Origin of the sequence: Nitratireductor sp. B36 (assembly GCF_020833685.1) — a bacterium.
Classification (GTDB): domain Bacteria; phylum Pseudomonadota; class Alphaproteobacteria; order Rhizobiales; family Rhizobiaceae; genus Nitratireductor.
In genome coordinates this window covers 300,065-320,565 of record NZ_JACKZY010000002.1, presented here as the reverse complement: position 1 = coordinate 320,565, position 20,501 = coordinate 300,065, and the positions used below count along the sequence as shown (strand labels likewise).

General features: G+C 58.7%; 24 protein-coding genes. 18 read left to right on the top strand and 6 right to left on the bottom strand.

Annotation, left to right across the window (positions count from 1 at the left end; all coding sequences use genetic code 11):
* The first annotated feature begins 252 nt into the window (after window positions 1-252).
* The 6 genes from H7H48_RS08100 (at window position 253) to H7H48_RS08075 (ending at window position 6,742) form a co-directional block, all read left to right on the top strand.
* Window positions 253-1,215, top strand: coding sequence for a carbohydrate ABC transporter permease (locus H7H48_RS08100; RefSeq protein ID WP_229449212.1), 963 nt, complete (start codon window positions 253-255; stop codon window positions 1,213-1,215).
* The gene (locus H7H48_RS08095) at window positions 1,212-2,348 is read left to right on the top strand and encodes a carbohydrate ABC transporter permease (protein WP_229448518.1); all 1,137 of its coding nucleotides are present in this window, start codon (window positions 1,212-1,214) and stop codon (window positions 2,346-2,348) included. Before H7H48_RS08100 ends, H7H48_RS08095 begins: the two co-directional genes overlap by 4 nt.
* Before the next feature lie 53 nt (window positions 2,349-2,401).
* Window positions 2,402-4,045 (top strand): alpha-glucosidase, encoded by a 1,644-nt coding sequence (locus H7H48_RS08090; RefSeq protein ID WP_229448517.1) that lies wholly within the window; start codon window positions 2,402-2,404, stop codon window positions 4,043-4,045.
* Window positions 4,042-5,130, top strand: a complete 1,089-nt coding sequence (locus tag H7H48_RS08085; protein ID WP_229448516.1) for an ABC transporter ATP-binding protein — start codon at window positions 4,042-4,044, stop codon at window positions 5,128-5,130. The genes H7H48_RS08090 and H7H48_RS08085 overlap by 4 nt, the downstream gene beginning before the upstream one ends.
* Window positions 5,131-5,383: 253 nt before the next feature.
* Entirely contained in the window at window positions 5,384-6,076 is a 693-nt protein-coding gene (locus H7H48_RS08080) for a helix-turn-helix transcriptional regulator (RefSeq protein WP_229448515.1), read from the top strand.
* 15 nt (window positions 6,077-6,091) lie between these two features.
* Window positions 6,092-6,742, top strand: coding sequence for a helix-turn-helix transcriptional regulator (locus H7H48_RS08075; RefSeq protein ID WP_229448514.1), 651 nt, complete (start codon window positions 6,092-6,094; stop codon window positions 6,740-6,742).
* Window positions 6,743-6,784: 42 nt separating this feature from the next.
* Here the strand turns inward: H7H48_RS08075 and H7H48_RS08070 are convergent, their stop codons facing one another.
* The 6 genes from H7H48_RS08070 to motA all read right to left on the bottom strand — a co-directional run bounded on the left by H7H48_RS08070 (window position 6,785) and on the right by motA (window position 11,700).
* Window positions 6,785-7,225, bottom strand: coding sequence for a hypothetical protein (locus tag H7H48_RS08070; RefSeq protein ID WP_229448513.1), 441 nt, complete (start codon window positions 7,223-7,225; stop codon window positions 6,785-6,787).
* Between the two features lie 16 nt (window positions 7,226-7,241).
* Window positions 7,242-8,312, bottom strand: a complete 1,071-nt coding sequence (flhB, locus tag H7H48_RS08065; RefSeq protein ID WP_229448512.1) for a flagellar biosynthesis protein FlhB — start codon at window positions 8,310-8,312, stop codon at window positions 7,242-7,244.
* Window positions 8,313-8,392: 80 nt separating this feature from the next.
* Complete coding sequence (locus tag H7H48_RS08060) at window positions 8,393-9,403, bottom strand: FliG C-terminal domain-containing protein (protein WP_229448510.1); 1,011 nt, start codon at window positions 9,401-9,403, stop codon at window positions 8,393-8,395.
* Window positions 9,404-9,442: 39 nt separating this feature from the next.
* Window positions 9,443-9,829 (bottom strand): flagellar motor switch protein FliN, encoded by a 387-nt coding sequence (fliN, locus tag H7H48_RS08055; protein WP_229448508.1) that lies wholly within the window; start codon window positions 9,827-9,829, stop codon window positions 9,443-9,445.
* Between the two features lie 25 nt (window positions 9,830-9,854).
* Window positions 9,855-10,793, bottom strand: a complete 939-nt coding sequence (locus H7H48_RS08050; protein ID WP_229448506.1) for a FliM/FliN family flagellar motor switch protein — start codon at window positions 10,791-10,793, stop codon at window positions 9,855-9,857.
* 31 nt (window positions 10,794-10,824) lie between these two features.
* Entirely contained in the window at window positions 10,825-11,700 is an 876-nt protein-coding gene (gene motA, locus H7H48_RS08045; protein ID WP_229448504.1) for a flagellar motor stator protein MotA, read from the bottom strand.
* A 143-nt stretch (window positions 11,701-11,843) separates the two neighbouring features.
* Here motA and H7H48_RS08040 point away from each other — a divergent pair, with 143 nt between their 5' ends.
* From H7H48_RS08040 to flgH, 12 genes are all read left to right on the top strand, one after another.
* Window positions 11,844-12,968, top strand: coding sequence for a DUF1217 domain-containing protein (locus H7H48_RS08040; protein ID WP_229448502.1), 1,125 nt, complete (start codon window positions 11,844-11,846; stop codon window positions 12,966-12,968).
* A gap of 8 nt (window positions 12,969-12,976) precedes the next feature.
* Window positions 12,977-13,693 (top strand): flagellar basal-body rod protein FlgF, encoded by a 717-nt coding sequence (gene flgF / locus H7H48_RS08035; protein WP_229448501.1) that lies wholly within the window; start codon window positions 12,977-12,979, stop codon window positions 13,691-13,693.
* Window positions 13,690-15,087, top strand: a complete 1,398-nt coding sequence (gene fliI, locus H7H48_RS08030) for a flagellar protein export ATPase FliI (RefSeq protein ID WP_229448500.1) — start codon at window positions 13,690-13,692, stop codon at window positions 15,085-15,087. The genes flgF and fliI overlap by 4 nt, the downstream gene beginning before the upstream one ends.
* A complete protein-coding gene (locus H7H48_RS08025) occupies window positions 15,084-15,725 on the top strand; it encodes a hypothetical protein (protein WP_229448499.1) in 642 nt (213 codons plus the stop codon). Before fliI ends, H7H48_RS08025 begins: the two co-directional genes overlap by 4 nt.
* A gap of 66 nt (window positions 15,726-15,791) precedes the next feature.
* The gene (flgB, locus tag H7H48_RS08020; protein WP_229448498.1) at window positions 15,792-16,169 is read left to right on the top strand and encodes a flagellar basal body rod protein FlgB; all 378 of its coding nucleotides are present in this window, start codon (window positions 15,792-15,794) and stop codon (window positions 16,167-16,169) included.
* Window positions 16,170-16,172: 3 nt separating this feature from the next.
* Entirely contained in the window at window positions 16,173-16,592 is a 420-nt protein-coding gene (gene flgC, locus H7H48_RS08015; protein WP_229448497.1) for a flagellar basal body rod protein FlgC, read from the top strand.
* Window positions 16,589-16,897 (top strand): flagellar hook-basal body complex protein FliE, encoded by a 309-nt coding sequence (locus H7H48_RS08010; protein WP_229448496.1) that lies wholly within the window; start codon window positions 16,589-16,591, stop codon window positions 16,895-16,897. Before flgC ends, H7H48_RS08010 begins: the two co-directional genes overlap by 4 nt.
* A gap of 12 nt (window positions 16,898-16,909) precedes the next feature.
* Window positions 16,910-17,698 (top strand): flagellar basal-body rod protein FlgG, encoded by a 789-nt coding sequence (gene flgG / locus H7H48_RS08005; protein ID WP_229448495.1) that lies wholly within the window; start codon window positions 16,910-16,912, stop codon window positions 17,696-17,698.
* 6 nt (window positions 17,699-17,704) lie between these two features.
* Complete coding sequence (flgA, locus tag H7H48_RS08000) at window positions 17,705-18,172, top strand: flagellar basal body P-ring formation chaperone FlgA (protein WP_229448493.1); 468 nt, start codon at window positions 17,705-17,707, stop codon at window positions 18,170-18,172.
* A complete protein-coding gene (locus H7H48_RS07995; RefSeq protein WP_370633334.1) occupies window positions 18,169-19,272 on the top strand; it encodes a flagellar basal body P-ring protein FlgI in 1,104 nt (367 codons plus the stop codon). Before flgA ends, H7H48_RS07995 begins: the two co-directional genes overlap by 4 nt.
* Before the next feature lie 9 nt (window positions 19,273-19,281).
* On the top strand, window positions 19,282-19,794 hold the full coding sequence (locus H7H48_RS07990) for a MotE family protein (RefSeq protein ID WP_229448490.1): 513 nt from the start codon (window positions 19,282-19,284) through the stop codon (window positions 19,792-19,794).
* Window positions 19,791-20,495, top strand: a complete 705-nt coding sequence (gene flgH / locus H7H48_RS07985) for a flagellar basal body L-ring protein FlgH (protein ID WP_229448489.1) — start codon at window positions 19,791-19,793, stop codon at window positions 20,493-20,495. The genes H7H48_RS07990 and flgH overlap by 4 nt, the downstream gene beginning before the upstream one ends.
* Window positions 20,496-20,501: the final 6 nt, after the last annotated feature.

The following is a 20,501-nucleotide window of genomic DNA, read 5'->3' as shown; positions in this document are numbered from 1 at the left end:
CGCCGCCTCGAGAGCGGCGGGACGGATCAAACCCATCTCATGCGGCCCCGGGAGGCAGCCATGGCAATCTCCTCTACCGAAACAGGACCTTCTGACGGCTCACCCGGTCTTGGTGCATTTTTTCGGAATCTCGTGATCGCACTGGGCATCATGGCTGCAGGCATCGTCTTTGCGGTGCTTTGCGCCGTCGCCGTCTTCTCCGCGCTCAACACTGTCCTGCCCGACATCAAGCTTGTTCAGGCGGTGTTGGTCATGGTGCTCGGCGTGGCGGCCTGCTTCGGCTATTTCTGGGGCTCCAACCGATTGCTGGATATGATTTATCCGCCTCGCGGCCACCGCGTGGCTGAAAACATCAATGCAGCCAACGGCATCCGTCCATGGCTTTTTCTTGGACCAGCAGTGATCATCCTGGGGATTTATCTGGTCTATCCGGTGGTCAACTCGATCGTTCTGTCTTTCTATGGACCAAGCGGAGAGCACTGGGTCGGCGGGGCCAATTACGCCTGGCTCGCCAAGGACGCGGCTTTCCGCGAGAGCATGCGCAACAACCTTTTGTGGCTCGTCGTGGTGCCCGCCGCCGCCACCTTCTTCGGCCTCATTGCCGCTGCCCTCACCGATCGGATCAGCTGGGGAAATGTCGCCAAAAGCCTGATCTTCATGCCCATGGCGATTTCCTTCGTCGGCGCCAGCGTGATCTGGAAATTCATCTATGATTACCGCGCTGAAGGGTCGGAACAGATCGGCATCCTCAACGCCGTTGTCACATTTTTCGGTGGCGAACCGCAGGCCTGGATCACCCTCCCTTTCTGGAACAATTTTTTCCTGATGGTCATCCTGATCTGGATCCAGACGGGATTTGCCATGGTCATTCTCTCAGCCGCGCTGCGCGGCATTCCTGAAGAAACCATTGAGGCGGCCGTCATCGACGGCGCCTCACCCTTCCAGATTTTCTACAAGATAAAAGTCCCCCAGATCTGGGGCACCATCGCCGTGGTGTGGACCACAATCACCATTCTGGTCCTCAAGGTCTTCGACATCGTGCTCGCCATGACCAACGGCCAGTGGGGCAGCCAGGTTCTTGCCAACTACATGTTCGACTGGATGTTCCGCGGCCTCGATTTCGGACGCGCCTCCACCATCGCGCTGGTGATCATGGCCATGGTCACGCCCATCATGATCTGGAACATCCGTGAAGCACGGAAGGACATGAAATGAGCACGCCCGTCGGCTCCCGGCCCGCACTTGCATGGGTTGTCAATATTTCCGTTATCCTCCTCGTGGCCCTTTGGACGCTTCCCACGCTCGGCATTCTCGTTTCCTCCTTGCGCGACAAGGATCAGCTGGCCGTAAGTGGCTGGTGGACAGCTCTGACCTCATCCGAGCGCAATCTCGTCGCACGTTCGGCGCCACCTGAAGAGGCAAGGCTTCAGGAAGGCCGGTATGTGCTCACCGGGAATGTATTCGAGGGCAACAGTGGCGAGGTCACCGGCTTTGGCATTTCCTCGCGTGAACCCTCTGCGTTTGCCGTCGGAGAAAATGCCGAATTGCGCGACGGCGGCATGCTGACCGTCGACACCGATGGCGACTATACGATTGCTTACTCGGAAAAACCCGAACCCGGGCGCGGTCAGCGCATCTTCGTAAGCACCGTGGAACCGCCGAAATTCACGACGGAGAATTATGAGAACGTGCTGTTCTCGGAGGGGCTTGGAAAAAGTTTCATCAACACGATGACCGTGACCATTCCGGCCACCGTCATTCCCATCCTGATTGCTGCCTATGCAGCTTATGCGCTTGCATGGATGGAGTTCCCCGGCCGCGCGCTACTGCTCGCCGCCATCGTCGGCCTGCTGGTCGTGCCGCTTCAGATGTCGCTCATCCCGCTCCTGCGTCTTTACAACACGGTCGGCATCGGTAAATCGTTCATCGGCATCTGGCTTGCGCATACCGGCTTCGGCCTGCCGCTCGCCATCTATCTCCTACGCAATTATATGGCTGGCCTGCCACGCGAAATCATCGAGAGCGCACGCGTGGATGGCGCCTCGGATTTCGAAATCTTCCGAAAAATTATTCTGCCGCTGTCGTTTCCTGCGCTGGCCTCCTTCGCCATCTTCCAGTTCCTCTGGGTGTGGAACGATCTGCTCGTCGCCACCGTCTTCCTCGGCAACAACGAAGAGCAACTGGTACTGACGGGGCGTCTGCGCGAATTGCTCGGTTCACGCGGCGGCAACTGGGAAATTCTTACCGCCTCGGCCTTTGTGGCCATTGTGGTGCCCATTCTCGTTTTCTTCGCATTGCAACGTTATTTGGTCCGCGGCCTTCTTGCCGGGTCCGTCAAAGGAGGCTGACCGCTCCCATGAATGTTCTGCATGATGTTCCCTTCGAACATGCTCCTGGAGCCATGAGCCGACACACGGAAGACGCCGACTGGTGGCGCGGCGCAGTCATATACCAGATCTATCCGCGCTCCTTTCAGGATTCCAACGGCGATGGCATCGGTGACCTGAAAGGGATCACCCAGCGCCTGCCCTATATAGCTTCGCTCGGCGTCGATGCGATCTGGATCTCGCCATTCTTCAAATCCCCCATGCTCGACTTCGGATATGACGTGTCCGACTACAAGGAAGTGGATCCGATGTTCGGCACGCTGGCCGATTTCGACGCCATGATCACGGAGGCGCATCGGCTCGATCTCAAGGTGATGATCGATCAGGTGATTTCGCACTCTTCCGATCAGCATCCATGGTTTGTAGAAAGCCGGCAGAACCGTACCAATCCGCGCGCAGACTGGTATGTCTGGGCCGATCCGAAGCCCGATGGCAGCCCGCCGAACAACTGGCTGTCAATCTTCGGCGGCTCGGCCTGGCAGTGGGATACGAGCCGATGCCAGTACTACCTGCATAATTTCCTTGCGAGCCAGCCGGATCTCAACTTCCACAATCCGGACGTGCAGGATGCGCTACTCGATACGGTCCGCTTTTGGCTCGAGCGCGGCGTCGATGGCTTCCGCCTCGACACGATCAATTTCTACGTTCACTCGGCAGGGCTTGAAGACAATCCCCCGCTCCAACAGGAGCGCCGCAACGCATCCATCGCTCCGGCGGTCAATCCCTACAATTATCAGGACCATCTCTACGACAAGAATCAGCCTGAAAACCTCGAATTCCTGAAGCGTTTTCGCGCCCTGCTCGATGAGTATCCCGGCACTACCGCCGTCGGCGAAGTGGGCGACGCTCAGCGCGGGCTCGACATCGTTGCCCAATACACAAGCGGCGGCGACAAGGTGCACATGTGCTACTCTTTCGATTTTCTGTCGCAGGAGAAACTGACGCCGCAACGCGTCCGCCAGGTCATCGAAGCTTTCGAGGAGAAAGCTCCCGACGGCTGGTCATGCTGGAGCTTTTCCAACCATGATGTGGTGCGCCACGCCTCGCGTTGGGCCGACCAGGTGCATGACCGCGAAGCCTTCCTCAAGATGACGACAACGCTGCTTCTGACGCTGCGCGGTTCTGTTTGTCTCTATCAAGGAGAAGAACTGGGCCTCACGGAAGCGGTGCTCGACTTCAAGGACCTGCAGGATCCATATGGCATCCAGTTCTGGCCTACCTTCAAGGGGCGCGATGGCTGCCGAACGCCGATGGTGTGGTCGGAAACACAGGTTAACGCCGGGTTCTCGGGCGTAAAACCATGGCTTCCCGTTCCACCGGAGCATCTGCATCTGGCGGTCTCCGCCCAGGACAGACCGGGCTCCCTCCTCTCCCATTATCGCAAAACGCTTGCCTTCCGCTCGCGGCATCCGGTGTTCGCCAAGGGCGACATAACGTTTCGCGAAGCGGGATCGGACGTCCTCCTTTTCGAGCGCTCGATGGCGGCACACACGATCATCATTGCCATCAACATGACCGGGCATCCCGTCGAGCTTTCACTGGATCTGGAAGCGTATGCGACCATGGAAGACGCCGAGGCCGACGGCGTGATGGAGAACAACCTTTTGAAATTGCCGCCATATGGATGCTGGTTCGGCAGTCGGGGAGTGAGAAAATGACAGCGCTCGATTTGAAGAACATTCAAAAAAGCTATGGCGCTACAAAGGTCATCCACGGGATCGATCTGAAGATCGAGGATGGCGAGTTCATCGTTTTCGTCGGCCCGTCGGGCTGCGGTAAGTCCACCCTGCTGCGCATGATCGCCGGTCTGGAAAACATCTCCGGTGGAGACATGTTCATCGGTGGCGAACGGGTCAACGACATCCCACCTTCCCAGCGCGGCATCGCCATGGTGTTTCAGTCCTACGCGCTATACCCCCATATGACAGTCTACGATAACATGGCCTTCGGCATGAAGATCGCCAAAGCCCCGAAGGATGAGATCGACAAGCGCGTACACGCTGCCGCTGAAATTCTGCAGCTTACTCCATATCTCGGTCGCCTGCCTAAGGCCCTCTCGGGCGGTCAACGTCAACGCGTGGCAATCGGTCGGGCCATCGTCCGCAATCCGAAAGTGTTTCTGTTCGATGAACCCTTGTCCAATCTCGACGCTGCGCTTCGTGTTGCCACACGCATTGAGATTGCCAAGCTGAAAAGCTCCATGCCCGAAACGACCATGATCTATGTCACCCATGATCAGGTGGAAGCGATGACGCTCGCCGACCGCATTGTGGTCCTGTCCTCGGGTCATATCGAGCAGGTGGGGGCGCCAATTGACCTCTATGAAAAACCAGCAAACCTGTTCGTCGCCCGTTTCATCGGCTCGCCCGCCATGAACATCCAGCCGGCCCGGGTCGAAAGAACCGGCGACAACACTCTTATCAGCCTAGGTGGACGGAAGACCACGGTTCCCATTCCCTCCCCGGAACCGCTCTCTGGCACCCGGTGCCACTTCGGCGTCCGCCCCGAAGACCTGCGAATCGCAGATAAGGACGACTTCCTTTTCGAAGGCGATGTGCACTTCGTCGAGCGGCTGGGTGAAGTCACCAATGTTTATTTACACGTGAAAGATGTGGATGACGCGATCGTCGTGAAACTGGCGGGTGTCCAGAAATACGCCAAGGGAGATCGCCTCCGCATCACTGCAGCGCCTGAAAAGATGCATCTTTTCAGCGAAGAGGGCCGCTCATTCCTTCATATTTGAAACGTTTGAAGCACGCGCAGGATTTCTTGACCCGAATCGAAAGCTTACCTAACCATAATGAAGTTACTGGGGCTTCCGAACGTCCACTTTGGATCGTCCCTTTTGTGCAGCTCGTAATGGAACGACCGGTTCTCATTTTACCGGCCCTTTCGCCATCAGATTTGTATGGAACGGGCATTTAGCGGGCTTCGTATTGCGTATCCGCGAAACCTTGGCACCGATCGTTGAAGGTGCGGATTTGCGGTGAAACCGAATGGCGACTGAGACACGCGAGAAACGCCCTGCAAGGCTGTCCAAGACCGTATCGCGGCGCGATCTCTCCAACCTTGCGCGCGGGTATTGCCGGTCTGGCGAGCCTGTCTCCTACCTCATCGCGGAAGCTGCACCAGACAGTGCCACGGGCATGGCAAGCATTCTCGTTTCCAACTGGACCTTCGACACGATCGAAGATGTGGGGCTGACCGCGATTACGCGGCTCGTGGAAAGCTCCATTTCAACCTTTCCGGGTGCGATGCCGCGCGGCTGGCACCCGCTCGCACTGTCTGCGCTCCTGGCTTGCGATGAGGTGGCGAACCTTTCGCTGCATCAGCAGCAAGAGGTGTTCCTTCTCAAACTGCCATCAGGCAAGAAGCGCTACATCGCACTGATATCCACCAATCAGACCGACACGCTTGATCTCGCCGAGCTGCGTCGATTGCAGATGGGGCTTTGTCACCTTCTCTCAGGCTACAAGACAATAGCAAATCCAGTCGGCGAGCCGCTCTCCGAACGGGAGCGGGAGTGCCTCTATTGGGTTTCTGAAGGAAAAACGGCCGATGAGGTCTCCCTTATCATCAACGTGTCATCGAACACGGTGAACAGTTATGTCGCCCACGCGATCCACAAGCTGGCGGCCAAGAACCGCGCTATGGCGATTGCAACTGCCATTCGCAACGGACTCATATAGATCGGAATGACGGGGATGCTTTCGGACATCGCAGACGAGCTGCAGGAGCTCAGCGAAAGCATCGGCGCTGACCGGTTTCATCTTTATCTGGTCCAAGGCGTCTCAAAACCCCGCCTGACCCCGTGTCTGACAGGGCAGCCCACCGAACAGGGAAGCGAAAGTATCGAGTTCGCAAGTCGATTACCCAAACGCTTTGCGGACAAGCTTTCTGAAACCTTCCATCCCCTGTTCTGGGGGATTGCCATGCCTGAGGAGACGTCGGGCATGCACTGGGAGGAAATCTCCCCGATTGACGCGGGGAGTGGCCTGATCCTACCGCTCGCCACGGATCAGCGAAATCATGGTGCAGTTTTCATTCTCGGCCAGAACATCCGTCTGGATCGCGATGTTCTCTTTGATCTTCATAGTCAGTGTCACGTTCTTTTCGCGCAACTTATCGAACGAGACCCACACCCTGCGGAAAGCGCAAGCCCGACCATTTCCAAACGCGAACTGCAGTGTTTGAAACTGACCGCCAACGGATTGACCAGCGAGGAAATCGCCAAGCGCCTTGGGCTATCGGTACATACTGCAAACCAATATCTGGCAAACACGACGCAAAAGCTCAACGCGGTTAACCGCGTTCACGCAGTTGCCAAGGCGCTTCGCAAGGGACTGATTGACTAGCCGGCCATCTTCCGCGCCAATGCTGGCCCGCAAGCCCGAAGATCATCCGTTGATGAGCGGCCTTTCGCTACGCACGATCCGCGAAGCCTGCAAGGCTTCGGCCAGATAACGTGAGTTCACCTCAGGATCATCGGACGGATTGTCAAACGCCACGTAATTGACTTCAACGCCCGCATTGTCGGCGCTGAGTTCCAAGGTGAAATAGACCGTGGCACCCTGCGGGCGCAATTCCAGATCGAGCGAAATGCGCGGGCTTCCGCTCCATGTCACATGGGCGTCACAGCCGTGCCCCAGACGCAGCGTACCCGGCATGAAATAAAGCTCTGCAGCAGATTCAACGATATCAGCGACACTCGCCAGGCTCTCCAGCCGAATAAACGCGATATAGTCGGCCACGTCGATAAGACGCAACTCGTTCGCCACTGCGCGTATGGCATTGGCAACGATGATTTCGCGAGCAGGCGAATGCGGCTGCTTATCCATAATGTATCCCTGCTGACTACGGTCTCTCACCGGTTCTGTAGATGCGACGGATCAACTCCGCGACAGCTTTGTAAAACTGTGACGGAATCAAACTATCAATCGAAACTTGTTTGTACATGGAGCGCGCGAGCACCGGTTCTTCGAACACTGGAATGCCGTGCTCGGTGGCAATTTCCCTGATGCGAAGCGCAATAAGATCCTGCCCCTTTGCCAGCACCACGGGCGCCGCATCCTCATCGCGGCGATACCGCAATGCGATCGCAAAGTGGGTTGGATTGGCTATAACCAGTGTGGCTTGAGGCACTGCTGACATCATGCGCTGGCGAGCCCGATCACGCGCAAGTGAGCGCAAGCGCGCCTTGACGATCGGGTCACCTTCAGTCTGCTTGTGCTCGTCCTTGACCTCCTGCCTGGTCATGCGCAGGTCCACGCGCCATTGATGGCGAGACCAGAAAAGGTCGGCGACCGCGATAACCGCCACCACAAGCGTCACAACGACGAGACTTTGAACCGCGATATCGCGAATGACCGAGGTAAACTCGACTGGATTGGTGATCATGCCCGCGAGCAGTCGCGTCTCTGCCTCGCGCATCGCAAGAATGAGAAAGCCGCCGGCAACGATGATCTTGCCCAGCGATTTTGCGAACTCGACGAAACCCTTGGCGCCGAAAATCCGGCTCCAGCCCTCTTTCAGAGAAATGCGCGACAGCTTCGGCTTCACCCGATCAAGGACAAAACGCGGTGTGTTCTGAAAAACCGAAGCAGCAATACCAGCGGTCACAAGAAGAGCCATAACGACGCCGACAACCTTCGCGATCTCCACAAACACAAGCTGGTAGATCGCCATCGCATCGGAGCGCGTCTCCAGCGACCAGCCATCCGCCCGCTCCAAAAAAATGGAGAGAAAACTGCCGAGCCGCATCGCGCTGTCCTGCGCGAAGAATATTGCGAAGGTCAGTATGGCAAGAAAAGACGCAAAAACGGGCACTTCCTTGGAGAAGGGCAATTGACCCTTGTCGACGGAGTCACGGATCTTCTTTTCCGTTGCCTCTTCGGTCTTGCTTTCCTTGTCGGCACCTTCCGCCATCAGGACCTTCGCTCAAGCGATTGGAAATACAGTAGTCCGGTGTGCCGGATCGCGACCCGGGCTTGTCCTTCGTGAAAGCGTCAGGCTGCTTCCTGCTGCTGCATGCTAGGGAGAACAAAATTGCCCTGTTGTGCAAGTTGAACAGCACTTGCGGAAATGCGCCTGCGAGCCTGCATGATATCGGCTTCTGGCACGTCCTCCGAACCGGTGCTGAGTTCGGCCTCGATCATGCGGCGTGTGCGCTGGCCAAGCGCCGATAGCACCGCTTCGACGATGGCTTCGGAGGCATTGCGAAGCGCCAGCGTGACCAATTCGCTCGACAACCCGTCGAACAGCGCAACACGGGCTTTCTGATCGAGCAGAACGATCTCCTCGAAACTGAAAAGCTGAGAGCGGATCGCTTTCACATCGCTTGTCCCGGTCAATTCCAGCTCGTGGATAACCTCATCGGCCTGCTCCTTGTCGAGTTCGTTGAGCAGAGACGCCACGCGCGCCAGTCCGACGGCAGAATCCTTGCCCGCACGCATATTGCGCAGAAGGTCACTCATGCGGTTCTCGATAAGCTTCTTCGCCTGGGCGGGCATTTCGCCCGTCGCTGCCATTCGACTGATGACGGAGGTGCGCAGGGTTTTGTCCAGGCTTACCAACACTTTCGCGGCGATGGATGGAGCGATACCGCCCAGAATCGCTGCGATCACCTGTGGGTGTTCAGCGGAGATGAGTTCGATCAGTTCTTCCGCAGGAAGCTTCTCAAGTTCGGCCCAGACCTCTTCGGCCTCACTCGCCGCTGGCGCATTGCGCCCCATGAGAAGGTTCATTTCCTCTTCGGAAAGCGTTTCATTGAGAATCGTGTCAATGCTGTCGGCCGAATCCAGCAACCCGGCACCTTCGGTGAATTCGCTTTCGAACTCACTGACAACTTTTTCGAGTTCTGCCTGTGGAATGGTTCGCAACAGACGCGCTCCTTCCATGAGCGCCTTGAGCTCGTCCTGCTTGAAGAATTTCAGGAGACGCCCTGCAGAGGGCTTGCCCATCGCCACAAGAATGGTGGCAGCCTTTTGCGCCTGTGTCAGAGCCAGAGCTTCCGTCATGATCGAACCGACCTTCCTATCCGCTTACTGTTCTACGCTTTATTCAACGGAGGCCTTGCCGGCGATTTCCGTGAGTTTAACCCCGAAGCGAGACGGGTCGTTGTCAACCAGTGTGATCTCACCCCGAGCGATACGCCGTCCGTTCACGACGATCTCCACCGGCTCGCCGACCCGGCGGTTGAGCGAAACTGTCGATCCCTTTTTAAGGGCCATGAGTTGGGACACGGGCATCTCGGCACTGCCGAGAACAATCTGGACCTCGACCGGAATGCTCATGACGAGGTCGGGGTTTCCCGAGAAGGAATCGACCCGTTCCTCGCCGCCGGAGCTCTCCTCGTGAAGCACGTCCTTCAGTTCCTCTATCGCCTTGTTGAGCTCTTCCTCGCCGTGTTCCTGCGGCTCCGGCTGGGCATTCGTCATGGTCATTCTCCTTCACCGCCTGTCTGGCACATCATTGTGCCAGAAGCCCCTCGACGACGTCCTTTCGGGCGTCAAAGGGCTGTTTGATCCGCACCGTGTAGTGATGTCCGGCTTTTCCAAAATCACAGGTGAAAACCGTCTTGTCGCGCACCGCGAGCCTTGCCTCGGCTTGAGCCCCGTCGCCAAACTCGATCACCTGACCTTCATGAAGCGACGCGAGTTGCCCAAGCGCCATCCGCATCAGCGGGATGGTCGCCTTAAGGCGGACGTTTGAGCGCATAACCTCATCGCTGAAGCGATTGTGCCAGTCGGCAGCCTTGGCACTTTGCTGGCGATTGTCTTCTGCTTCAGGGTCGCGAACTTCCAGCAGAAGTCGCTGCGGCATCCAAGCAGTGAGAAAACCACCGTGTTCTTCCCCGCCAATGGTAAATCTGATGCGGACACCTGGCCCATCCCGCACAACGAAACGTCGAAAGTCAGCGCCGGCCAGCACGGTTGGCATCTGCAACCGCAATCCAAGCGAACGGGCCCCCTTTCCGTTGAGCGCCTTGGCAAAAATGTCGAAGGCGTGTGCTGCGACATCGCGTTCGATAGCAGAAGGCGGACGTTCGAGAGGAATTGCCGGCAGCTCCGGATTGCCGCCGAACATGGCTCCGACAAGAAGGGAGATCGCTGTGGGATCGAGCCGCATGGTAAGAGCGTCACCGGAGGCTTCGCCAGGAACCACCACCAATGCATCACAACAATCTGGCTGAGGCTTGAGCTCGGCAAGGCGAACGATCTCGACATCCACCAGATCCACCGTTATCGGCGTAGGCAGCTTTTCTTCCAGGCTTTCCATGACACGCGGCAGGGCACGGGTCGCGCATGAACGCGCCGCCTCAACGACCTTTCGCGGATCCCCGGTGGCGCCCACCAGCCGCTCCACGACGAGCGCACGCATCAGTTCAGGGTCATTCGTCAACGCCATGATCGGCTGAAACTCCATTGATCCTGCTGCTTCATGCCGCCTGCTTCTCGCCACCGCCGGCGTTCATCGTGCTCTGTTCGACCGCATCGATGGTCGGCCGGTCGTAGGCGGAAATGGTCTTGCGGCCGAACTCCAGCGCCACCTGAGGCAGCGAGCCGTTCATATATGCGAGCAAGGTCTGCTTCACGATCACGTAAAGCCGGTTTTTCTTCTCGCGAACAATCTTGATCTTGGTCGCGATCGGACCAACCACCGCATAGGACATGAAGATTCCCAGAAACGTTCCGACCAGCGCTGCGCCAACTAGGCCACCCAGAATCTCCGGCGATTCGTTGATCGCCCCCATGGCCTTGATCACACCGAGAACGGCAGCCACGATGCCCAACGCAGGAAGCCCTTCTGAAACCGCCACGAGCGCGTTGTAGGATTTAAGCTTATCGCGCCGGATGGTCTGAATTTCCTCATCCATCAGCGCCTCGATTTCGAAAGGGCGCGCATTGCCGATAATGATAATGCGGCAATAGTCGCAGATGAAGTTGGTGAGATCCTTGTTTTTCAGGATCGTTGGATAGGTCTGAAAGATCGCCGATTCTTCGGGATTGTCGATATGAGCCTCAACCTCGCTGCGCGACTTGGTCCGCAGCTCCCGCATCAGGCTGTGAAGAACACCCAGCGTTTCAAGATACTCGGTCTCTTTGGGCACCGCGCCCTTGAAAGCCTCCATGCAGGCCTTGCCCGCATCCTTCACCGTCGACATCGGGTTGGCGACCAGAAACGTGCCGAACGCTGCCCCACAGATGATCACGAATTCCCACGGCTGGAAGAGCACATCCACATGTCCGCCCATCGCCATATAGCCGCCGATCACGCAGCCGAGCGTTACCACCAGTCCGATCAGAATACCCATCTAAACCGCCATCTTTTCTTGGCCTTTTCTCCTGTGTACCCGCCGTGGCTTGCGTGAGGCTTGAATACCGGAAGCGTCCGCGAAAGCCTCGCGCAAGATAGACGGATTAGGGTTGCGCAACCGAAGATGGCGGAGGGCGCGCCTTGATCAACACGTTCACGAGCTACAATCTCATCAACCGCGACCTGTCGCGTTCGCTGGAGCGTGTGCAGTCGCAGCCCATGGTGCAGCGGGAAACCGAGTACTATCAGGCGAACATCGGTCGAGTGACCTCCATTGAAGAGTTCGTCAATGACGACCGCCTGTTCCGCTACGCAATGAAAGCGCATGGGCTGGACGACATGGCCTACGCCAAGGCCTTCATGGTGAAGGTGCTGGAAGAAGGCATCAGCGATCCTGAAAGCTTCGCAAACAAGCTCACCGACAAACGTTATGCCGAATTTGCCCGGACCTATAACTTTGCCGCCGGCGGCGTCGACACCACCAATTACAATCCCGCCCAAAAGGGAACGGTGGACAAATATCTCACCCGCGCACTCAAGAACGGCGCTTCTCCCAGTGATCCGGCCCTGATCGGCAGCATCAACAACTATCTGGCGAAGATCCCTGACATCAAATCTGTCGATGATCTGATGAACGATCAGGAAATGCTGTCTTTCGCCTTGCTTGCGCACGGCTTCGATCCAGATGAAGTGATCGACGTCAAATTCCTTCGTTCGGTCCTGGAAGGCGGCATTGACGATCCAGCCAGCCCGGCAAACCAGTCCGAAGACAAGCGCTACAGGGCACTTGCGGAAGCGTTCAATTTCGCACGCTACGGCGAGGATGCCACGACCTACAACATCGCCAACAATCTGGCGGTCGAGCGCTATGTGCGCCAGACGCTTGAAGAGGATGCGGGACGTGAAAACGAGGGTGTGCGCCTCGCGCTCTACTTCCAGCGCAAGGCCCCTGAATTCCGTTCCTACTATGAGTTGCTGGCAGACAAGGCCATCGCCGAGGTGGTGCGCACGGCGCTCGGCTTCCCTGCAGCGCTTGCTCAGGCCGATATCGATAAGCAGGTCGAGATGATCAAGGAGCGCATCGACATCGAAGACTTCCGTGATCCCGAGAAGCTGGAGGATTTCCTGAAGCGCTTCACCACAATGTGGGAACTGGAGAACCCGACCAACTCCCAGCAGACTTCCATCGCAGCGCTTTTCAGCCAGCCCGCCGAATTCGGCATCTCCACCGATATGCTTTTTACCATCGCGCAGTTGAAGAGGTAACAGATCCAATGCAGACCGGACTCTACGTGGCCCTGTCCTCCCAGGTAGCGCTCGAAAAACGCCTTGGAACACTGGCCGACAACGTCGCGAATGCCGGCACTGTCGGCTTCCGCGCCACGTCGGTGAACTTCCGCGACATGGTCAATGGCGACGGTCCGGATTCGGTTTCGTTTGCCGCACCGGGTACACCCAACATCGCCACCCATGCCGGCGGACTGCGTGAAACGAAGAATCCATTCGATTTCGCGATACAGGGCGAAGCCTGGTTCGCGCTTGATACGCCGGCCGGTACCGTGGTCACGAGGGACGGCCGCTTCACCATGCGTGAGACCGGCGAACTGGTCAGCATAGACGGGCATCCGGTATTGGATGCGGGAGGCGCGCCATTGTTGCTTGACCCTCTCGCCGGCCCGCCTGAAGCAAGCGCGGATGGAACGCTTCGTCAAAACGGCCAGTTGGTCGGCGCTATCGGTCTTTATGCCTTTGCTCCATCGCAGGATTACGCTCGTTTCGGCAATTCGGGCTTCGTCGCCAATGATGCCCAGCCGGTCATCGACCAGCCGGATGTGGGCGTCGCCCAGGGTTTTGTGGAAGAAGCAAATGTTAATCCGGTTCTCGAAATGATGAACCTCATTGAGGTACAGCGCACCTTTGAACATGTTTCGGCCCTGATGAGCGACAGCGACACCGCCCTCAAGGATGCCATTAAGCTTCTCGGCGCATGAGTGAAGTTGTGACAGAGCCTGCAATCTCGGCTGACCCTCCGCGCGAGACCGCGCTGACCGCTCTCGAAGAAGCCTATCGGCGGATAGCGGGCGATCAGCGTTTCCTCGTCCGGCACGGCGGCCGCGTCAGCGAGGTTTCTCCGACCCATTACAGCGTGCGCGGCCTTTCTGAAACGGCAAGGCTCGGTGATGTCGTTTCGCGGCAGGCCCGCCGGGGTGGTATTGCCGGTGCAGGGGAGATTGTCCGCATCGCGCAAGACAGCGTGCTCGTCGCTCCCTACGAGGAAGCAGGTGCGGTGGGTCTGGGCGAAGCCGTTTTCAATCGTGGCCAACTTAGCCTTGCGCCTTCACCGGCATGGCGTGGGCGTGTCATCGATGCCCTGGGCCGCCCAGCCGATGGGAAACCCATCCCCGGTGGCGCGAGCTCCGCCACCGGCGGGGCCCCTGTCACGCCACCCGCCATGCAACGACAACGGGTTTCCGAGGCTTTCCGCACAGGTGTTCGTGTCATCGACATCTTTACCCCTCTTTGCCACGGACAAAGGCTCGGGGTGTTTGCCGGTTCTGGCGTTGGCAAATCAACGCTCCTGTCCATGCTCGCCAACGCCGATGCGTTTGACACGGTGGTCATCGCTTTGGTGGGAGAGCGTGGCCGCGAGGTCCGTGAATTCCTGGAAGACACGATTGGTCAGCAGGGAATGACCAAATCGGTGGCTGTGGTCGCCACCAGCGACGAAAGCGCCATGATGCGCCGCCGAGCACCCGATACGGCCATGAGCGTCGCTGAATATTTTCGCGATCGCGGCGACAAGGTTCTGCTCATTGTCGACTCCATCACACGATTCGCCCATGCACTGCGCGAAGTGGCAATCGGCGCCGGCGAGCCACCTGTGGCGCGCGGCTATCCTGCTTCGGTGTTCACAGAACTGCCGCGCCTGCTCGAACGCGCCGGACCCGGCGAAACCGGTCGCGGCTCCATCACGGCGATCCTCTCCGTCCTTGTGGATGGAGATGATCACAACGACCCGGTTGCCGATGCAGTACGCGGCATTCTCGACGGCCACGTGGTGCTCGACCGCGCAATAGCCGAGCAGGGCCGCTTCCCACCGGTCAATCCCCTCGCTTCCATTTCGCGGCTTGCCGAACGTGCATGGAAACCGGACGAAAAACGTTTGGTGACACGCTTGCGCGCGATGATCGCCCGCTTCGAAGACACCCGCGACATTCGCCTTCTGGGCGCCTATCAGCCCGGCAACGATGCCGATCTCGATCAGGCCGTGCGCCAGATACCGCTCATCTACGATGCCCTCACACAATCGCCAAACGATCCGCGGTCGACTGATCCCTTCACGGATCTGGCGATGAAACTGAAAGCCGGAGAACCGGTACAATGACGCTTAAACTGGCCAGTCTCGAACTCCCGGACGGGCGGCGAACCGAACCCAACCCAACCGCCACGCCTGTTGTCGAGACGCCCCCGCCTTCAAGAAAATCCGTCTTTCTTCCCCGCAGAATTCCAAAGACGGCTTCTCTCCACAAGCCAAGCAGCAGCCGCAGCGACTGGATGATCATGGTGGGCGGTATCGGGCTGGCCGCTGTCTGTGCCATGTTTCCCTGGTACATCTTCTTCAATCAGGAGCAGTTTGGCGTTCGACCCATGACGTTTGCGGGGCGCCCCTCCCCGCAAGGACCTTCCCGTGAAGCTCTTCCCTCTTTGGTCGGCGCCCGTATCCCCTCGCAGATTATCCCTTTGCCGCAGGTTGATTACACGTCCACCGGAACCGTCGACCGCACCCCCACCGAAGCACTGGAAAATCAGCCCTTTCCTGGCGATGAACCAGGCTTTCGGCTTGTGCATGTGGTGGGCGGACGCGCCATGATCGAGGATGAGGACGGATACTGGCTCGTGCAGAGAGGCTCACGTCTGCCCGATGGCAGCCGTGTCTCTCAGATCGTCTGGAAAGACGGGCACTGGGAAATGATCACGTCACGTGAACTGGTGGTCAAGGTTTCTGCAGAAGACGGGACGTAAGGCCCGCACAAGACTGGCTGCATAAAGTGCCGTCAGGATGTTTGCATAGACCGAGAGACTTGCCTGATGCAGCCCGTCAACCTGTTTGATCTTGCCACCCAGCAGGCGAAGTGGCTTTCCGTTCGCCAGACGACAGTGGCGAGCAATGTCGCCAACATCAACACACCCGGATACAAGGCCCTGGAGGTTGAGCCCTTCGAAAATGTCTTGAACGGTTCGCGCGTGGCATTGACCAGCACCAATCCAAACCATCTCAAATTCGGTGCGACAAACGCCTCCTTTTCAGTAAACAGCACCGAAGATCCGTCTGTTCTGCCTTCTGAAAACACCGTGAAGATGGAAGACGAACTGGCCAATGCAGGCGAGGTTCGCCGCTCCTTCGAGCTCAACACGGCAATCGTCAAAGCCTTCCACCGCATGCTGATGAACACGTCGAGAGGATAAGCTGTGGACCCCCTTTCCGCTTCATTGAAAGTCGCCGCATCCGGCCTGCAAGCGCAGTCGGAGCGCATGCAGGTGGTTTCTGAAAACCTGGCCAACGCCAAGTCTACCAGCGACATTCCGGGCGGAGATCCCTACCGCCGCAAGACCATCAGCTTCGTTGCCGAGCTTGACCGCAATATTGGCGGCAGTGTTGTCGAGGTCGGGTCGATCGCCCGTGATCCCACCGATTTCACCCTCGAGTTCAATCCCGGTCACGAGGCCGCGGACGAGCGCGGTTATGTGAAGATGCCGAATGTCAACGTCTTGATCGAGATGGCCGACATGCGTGAGGCCAATCGCGGCTACGAAGCGAACCTGCAGGTCATCAAGCAAGCGCGCGAACTCATTTCCATGACCATTGATCTGATGCGGAGCCAGTCATGATTCCTCCCGTGGGCAGCATCGCCCCTTCGACATTGACGCAGGCCACCGGTCTGCAGCCGGCTCGTCAGGCCCCCACCTCCGAAACCGGAGAAGCTTTTAGCGCAATGCTGGGGCAAGCGGCGGCCAATACGGTAGCGAAATTGAACCATGCCGAAGGCGTTTCCATCAAGGCGCTGCAAGGTGAAGCAGAAACCCGGGAAGTGGTGGACGCGGTCATGAGCGCCGAACAGGCGCTACAGGCTGCGATTGCCGTACGTGACAAGCTTGTCACCGCCTATCTCGACATCAGCCGCATGGCCATCTGAGGAGCCTGATAGATGAAAGCCCTGTCGATTGCCGCCACCGGCATGAGCGCCCAGCAACTAAATCTTGAAGTGATCGCCAACAACATCGCCAATATCAACACGACCGGCTTCAAACGTGCCCGGGCCGAGTTTTCCGATCTGCTTTATCAGACGGAGCGTATGCAGGGCGTTCCCAGTCGCGCCAATCAGGCGATCGTGCCGGAAGGCGCGAATGTCGGCCTCGGCGTGAAAGCCGCAGCCGTGCGCAACCTGCATATCCAGGGCCCGATGAACAACACCGGCAACAAGCTTGATGTAGCGCTGGTCGGCAAGGGCTGGTTCGAAATTGAAGGCACTGACGGTGAGCCGCTTTACACGCGCGCCGGCTCGTTCAACACCAATGCGACCGGTCAGCTCGTAACCACCCAAGGCTACAATGTGAACCCGGCGATCATCATTCCCGAGGACGCGGTAGAGGTTGTGATCAACAAGACCGGACAGGTTTTTGCGCGGATCGACGGGCAGGCAGAGCTTCAGGATCTTGGCCAGCTAACCCTTGCCAATTTCGCCAATGAAGCGGGCCTCGACCCAATCGGTGACAACCTGTTCCGCGAAACTCCCGCTTCGGGTGCTGCGATCCAGGGCGTACCAGGAGATCCCGGCTTCGCCGTCATCGAACAGGGCTATCTCGAAGGTTCAAATGTCGATCCGGTGAAAGAAATCACCGAGCTGATATCCGCTCAACGCGCCTACGAGATGAACTCCAAGGTCATCCGCGCGGCCGACGAGATGGCCGCAACCGTCACCCAGTCGATCCGGTAGGTTCGCATGAACACGCACTCCATCGTCTCCGCACTTGTCCTGGCGCTGGCCAGCTTCCTGGTAACCGGTGTTCCGGTAGCAGCGCAGGAGCAGGCGGTGGTGTCCACGCGTGTCATCTATCCCGGCGAAACCATTTCTGTCGACGCGCTCGACGAAGTGTTTCTGCGACGCCCCCCGCGCGGCAACACCGCGATTGCTCGAATGCTGGAAGACGTCGACGGAAAAGTCGCCCGGCGTACGCTCCTCCCGGGACGCCTTATACCCATCAGCTATGTGCGTGACGCCTATCTGGTGGAAACCGGCACCCCTGTCACGGTGACATTCAGCGAAGGCCCCCTCGTCATTTCGCTCCGCGCCGTACCGCTTCAAGCCGGAGCAGCCGGCGACATGATCCGTTTGCGCAACATTGAGAGCGGTCGCACCTTCATGGGGATCGTCCTGGCAGATGGTAGCGTTCAGGTCGGTGCCATATGATGAATCGCCTCCTCCTCACCATTCTCTTCGCGGTCACGCTCAGCCTCCCGGCCGAGGCCGCGTCGCGCATCAAGGATATCGCGATGCTGCAGGCCGCACGCGACAACCAGCTTGTCGGCTACGGACTGGTGATCGGCCTTCAGGGAAGCGGCGACAGCCTGCGCAACTCGCCCTTCACCGAACAGTCCATGCGCGCGATGCTCGAAAATCTCGGTATCGCGTCGGAAGGCGGTCGCGCCCGCGCAAAGAACGTCGCCGCCGTCATTGTCACCGCAAACCTTCCGCCCTTCGTGCAGTCGGGCGCTCGGATCGACGTCAGCGTCTCCTCGCTTGGCGACGCGACGTCGCTTGCTGGCGGCACGCTGGTGATGACGCCCCTTCGCGCCGCCGATGGCGAAATTTACGCGGTGGCTCAGGGGTCCGTCATCGTTTCCGGTTTCAGCGCCCAGGGGCAGGCAGAGACACTCACGCAGGGCGTACCCACCTCGGGGCGTGTGCCCAACGGTGCCATCATCGAACGCAAGGTCGAGGCCTCCATGTCCGATAGCGCCAGCCTTGTCCTGCAATTGCGCAATGCGGATTTCTCCACGGCCGTACGTGTTGCAGACGCGATCAACACATACACCGGCTCCCGTTTTGGCGCACGGCTTGCCAACGAAGAAGATGCCCGCACCATTCGGATCCGCAGGCCCAAGGGTATTTCCTACGCCCGCTTCTACGCCGAGATCGAAAACCTGATGGTGGAGTCCGACGGTCCGGCCCGGGTCGTCGTCGACGAGCGCACCGGCACCGTGGTCATCGGCAATGACGTGCGCATCTCCCGCGTTGCCATAAGCCACGGCACGCTCACCGTCCGCATCACCGAGACCCCGCGCGTGGTTCAGCCCGAGCCGTTCTCTCGCGGCGAGACTGCCATCGAACCTTTTACCGAAATCGAAGCCGACCAGCCCGATGCCAATGTGGCTCTGCTGGACGGTCCCAATCTGCAAACCCTCGTTTCCGGCCTCAACCGGCTGGGCGTGAAGCCGGATGGCATCATCGCCATCCTTCAGGGCATCAAGTCCGCCGGTGCGCTTCAGGCCGAACTCGTGCTGCAATAGGTGCACCGCATGTCCCGCAGTCTTCGATTGAGAAAAATCACCACTGGCGCATTCGCGGCGCTCGTGATCGCTACCCAGATCGCGCCACTCCATGCACTGGCGAACGAGAACCCGGCAACGATGAAGCCCGACGAGGTTGAGCGCTTCTGCGCAAACATCGCCGATGCAGCACGCGACCGCCGCTACGCTCTCCAGGCGATGGAACTGGAGAAACTCAAGGGTGAAGTGGACGAGCGCATCGCCGCTCTCGAGCAAAAGCGCGCCGATTACGAAGGCTGGCTCCAGCGCCGAAACATCTTTCTCGCGCAGGCCGAAGCCGGCATCGTGGAAATCTATGCCTCGATGCGACCCGACGCTGCCGCCGAACGCCTTGCGGAAGTCCGTGTCGAACTCGCCGCCGCCATCCTGATGAAGCTCGAACCGCGAACGGCCGGCATTATCCTCAATGAAATGAACAGCAAGTCCGCAGCGACACTGACGACCATCATCGCCAGCGCCGCGCGTCCGGAGGACCCGACATGACGTTCCGGCCCGTATTTCTCCTCCCGCTGGCCTTCGTCGCCGGTTGCTCCCAATCGCTCAAGGAGATTGGCAAAGAGCCGGCCATGACGCAGGTGGGAGCGTCCATCGATCCGGAAGTGATGGCCGCCTACAACTATCCAAAGCGCCCTGCCCCGGCGCTTACTCGCTACTCCCTCTGGGACGACAAGCAGAGCCGGCTCTTCACAGATCCGCGCGCGCTCAATGTCGGCGATATTCTGACAGTCGAGATATCGATCAACGACAAGGCTCGTTTCAAGAACGAATCCGAGCGTTCGCGCGATGTGGATCGCAGCTTGGGTCTTTCTGGCTCCTATTCCATCGGCGGCGCGGGGTCATCAGCTGCGCTCAACGGCAAGATTGGTTCCGGCACATCGACGGCAGGCGGCGGCCAGACGGAGCGCTCGGAAAACATTCGCCTCCTCGTGGCCGCGGTGGTCACACAGGTGATGTCCAATGGTAATCTGCGCATCCGAGGAACCCAGGAGGTCAGGGTCAACGCAGAACTGCGCATCCTCACCATCGAGGGCATCGTTCGGCCAAGCGATATAGATCCGCAGAACATGATTTCCTACGAACGCATCGCCGAAGCGCGCATCTCCTACGGAGGGCGCGGTCGGATCAGCGAGGTACAGCAGCCGCCCTATGGCCAGCAATTCCTCGACCAGGTGCTACCATTCTAACCCAAC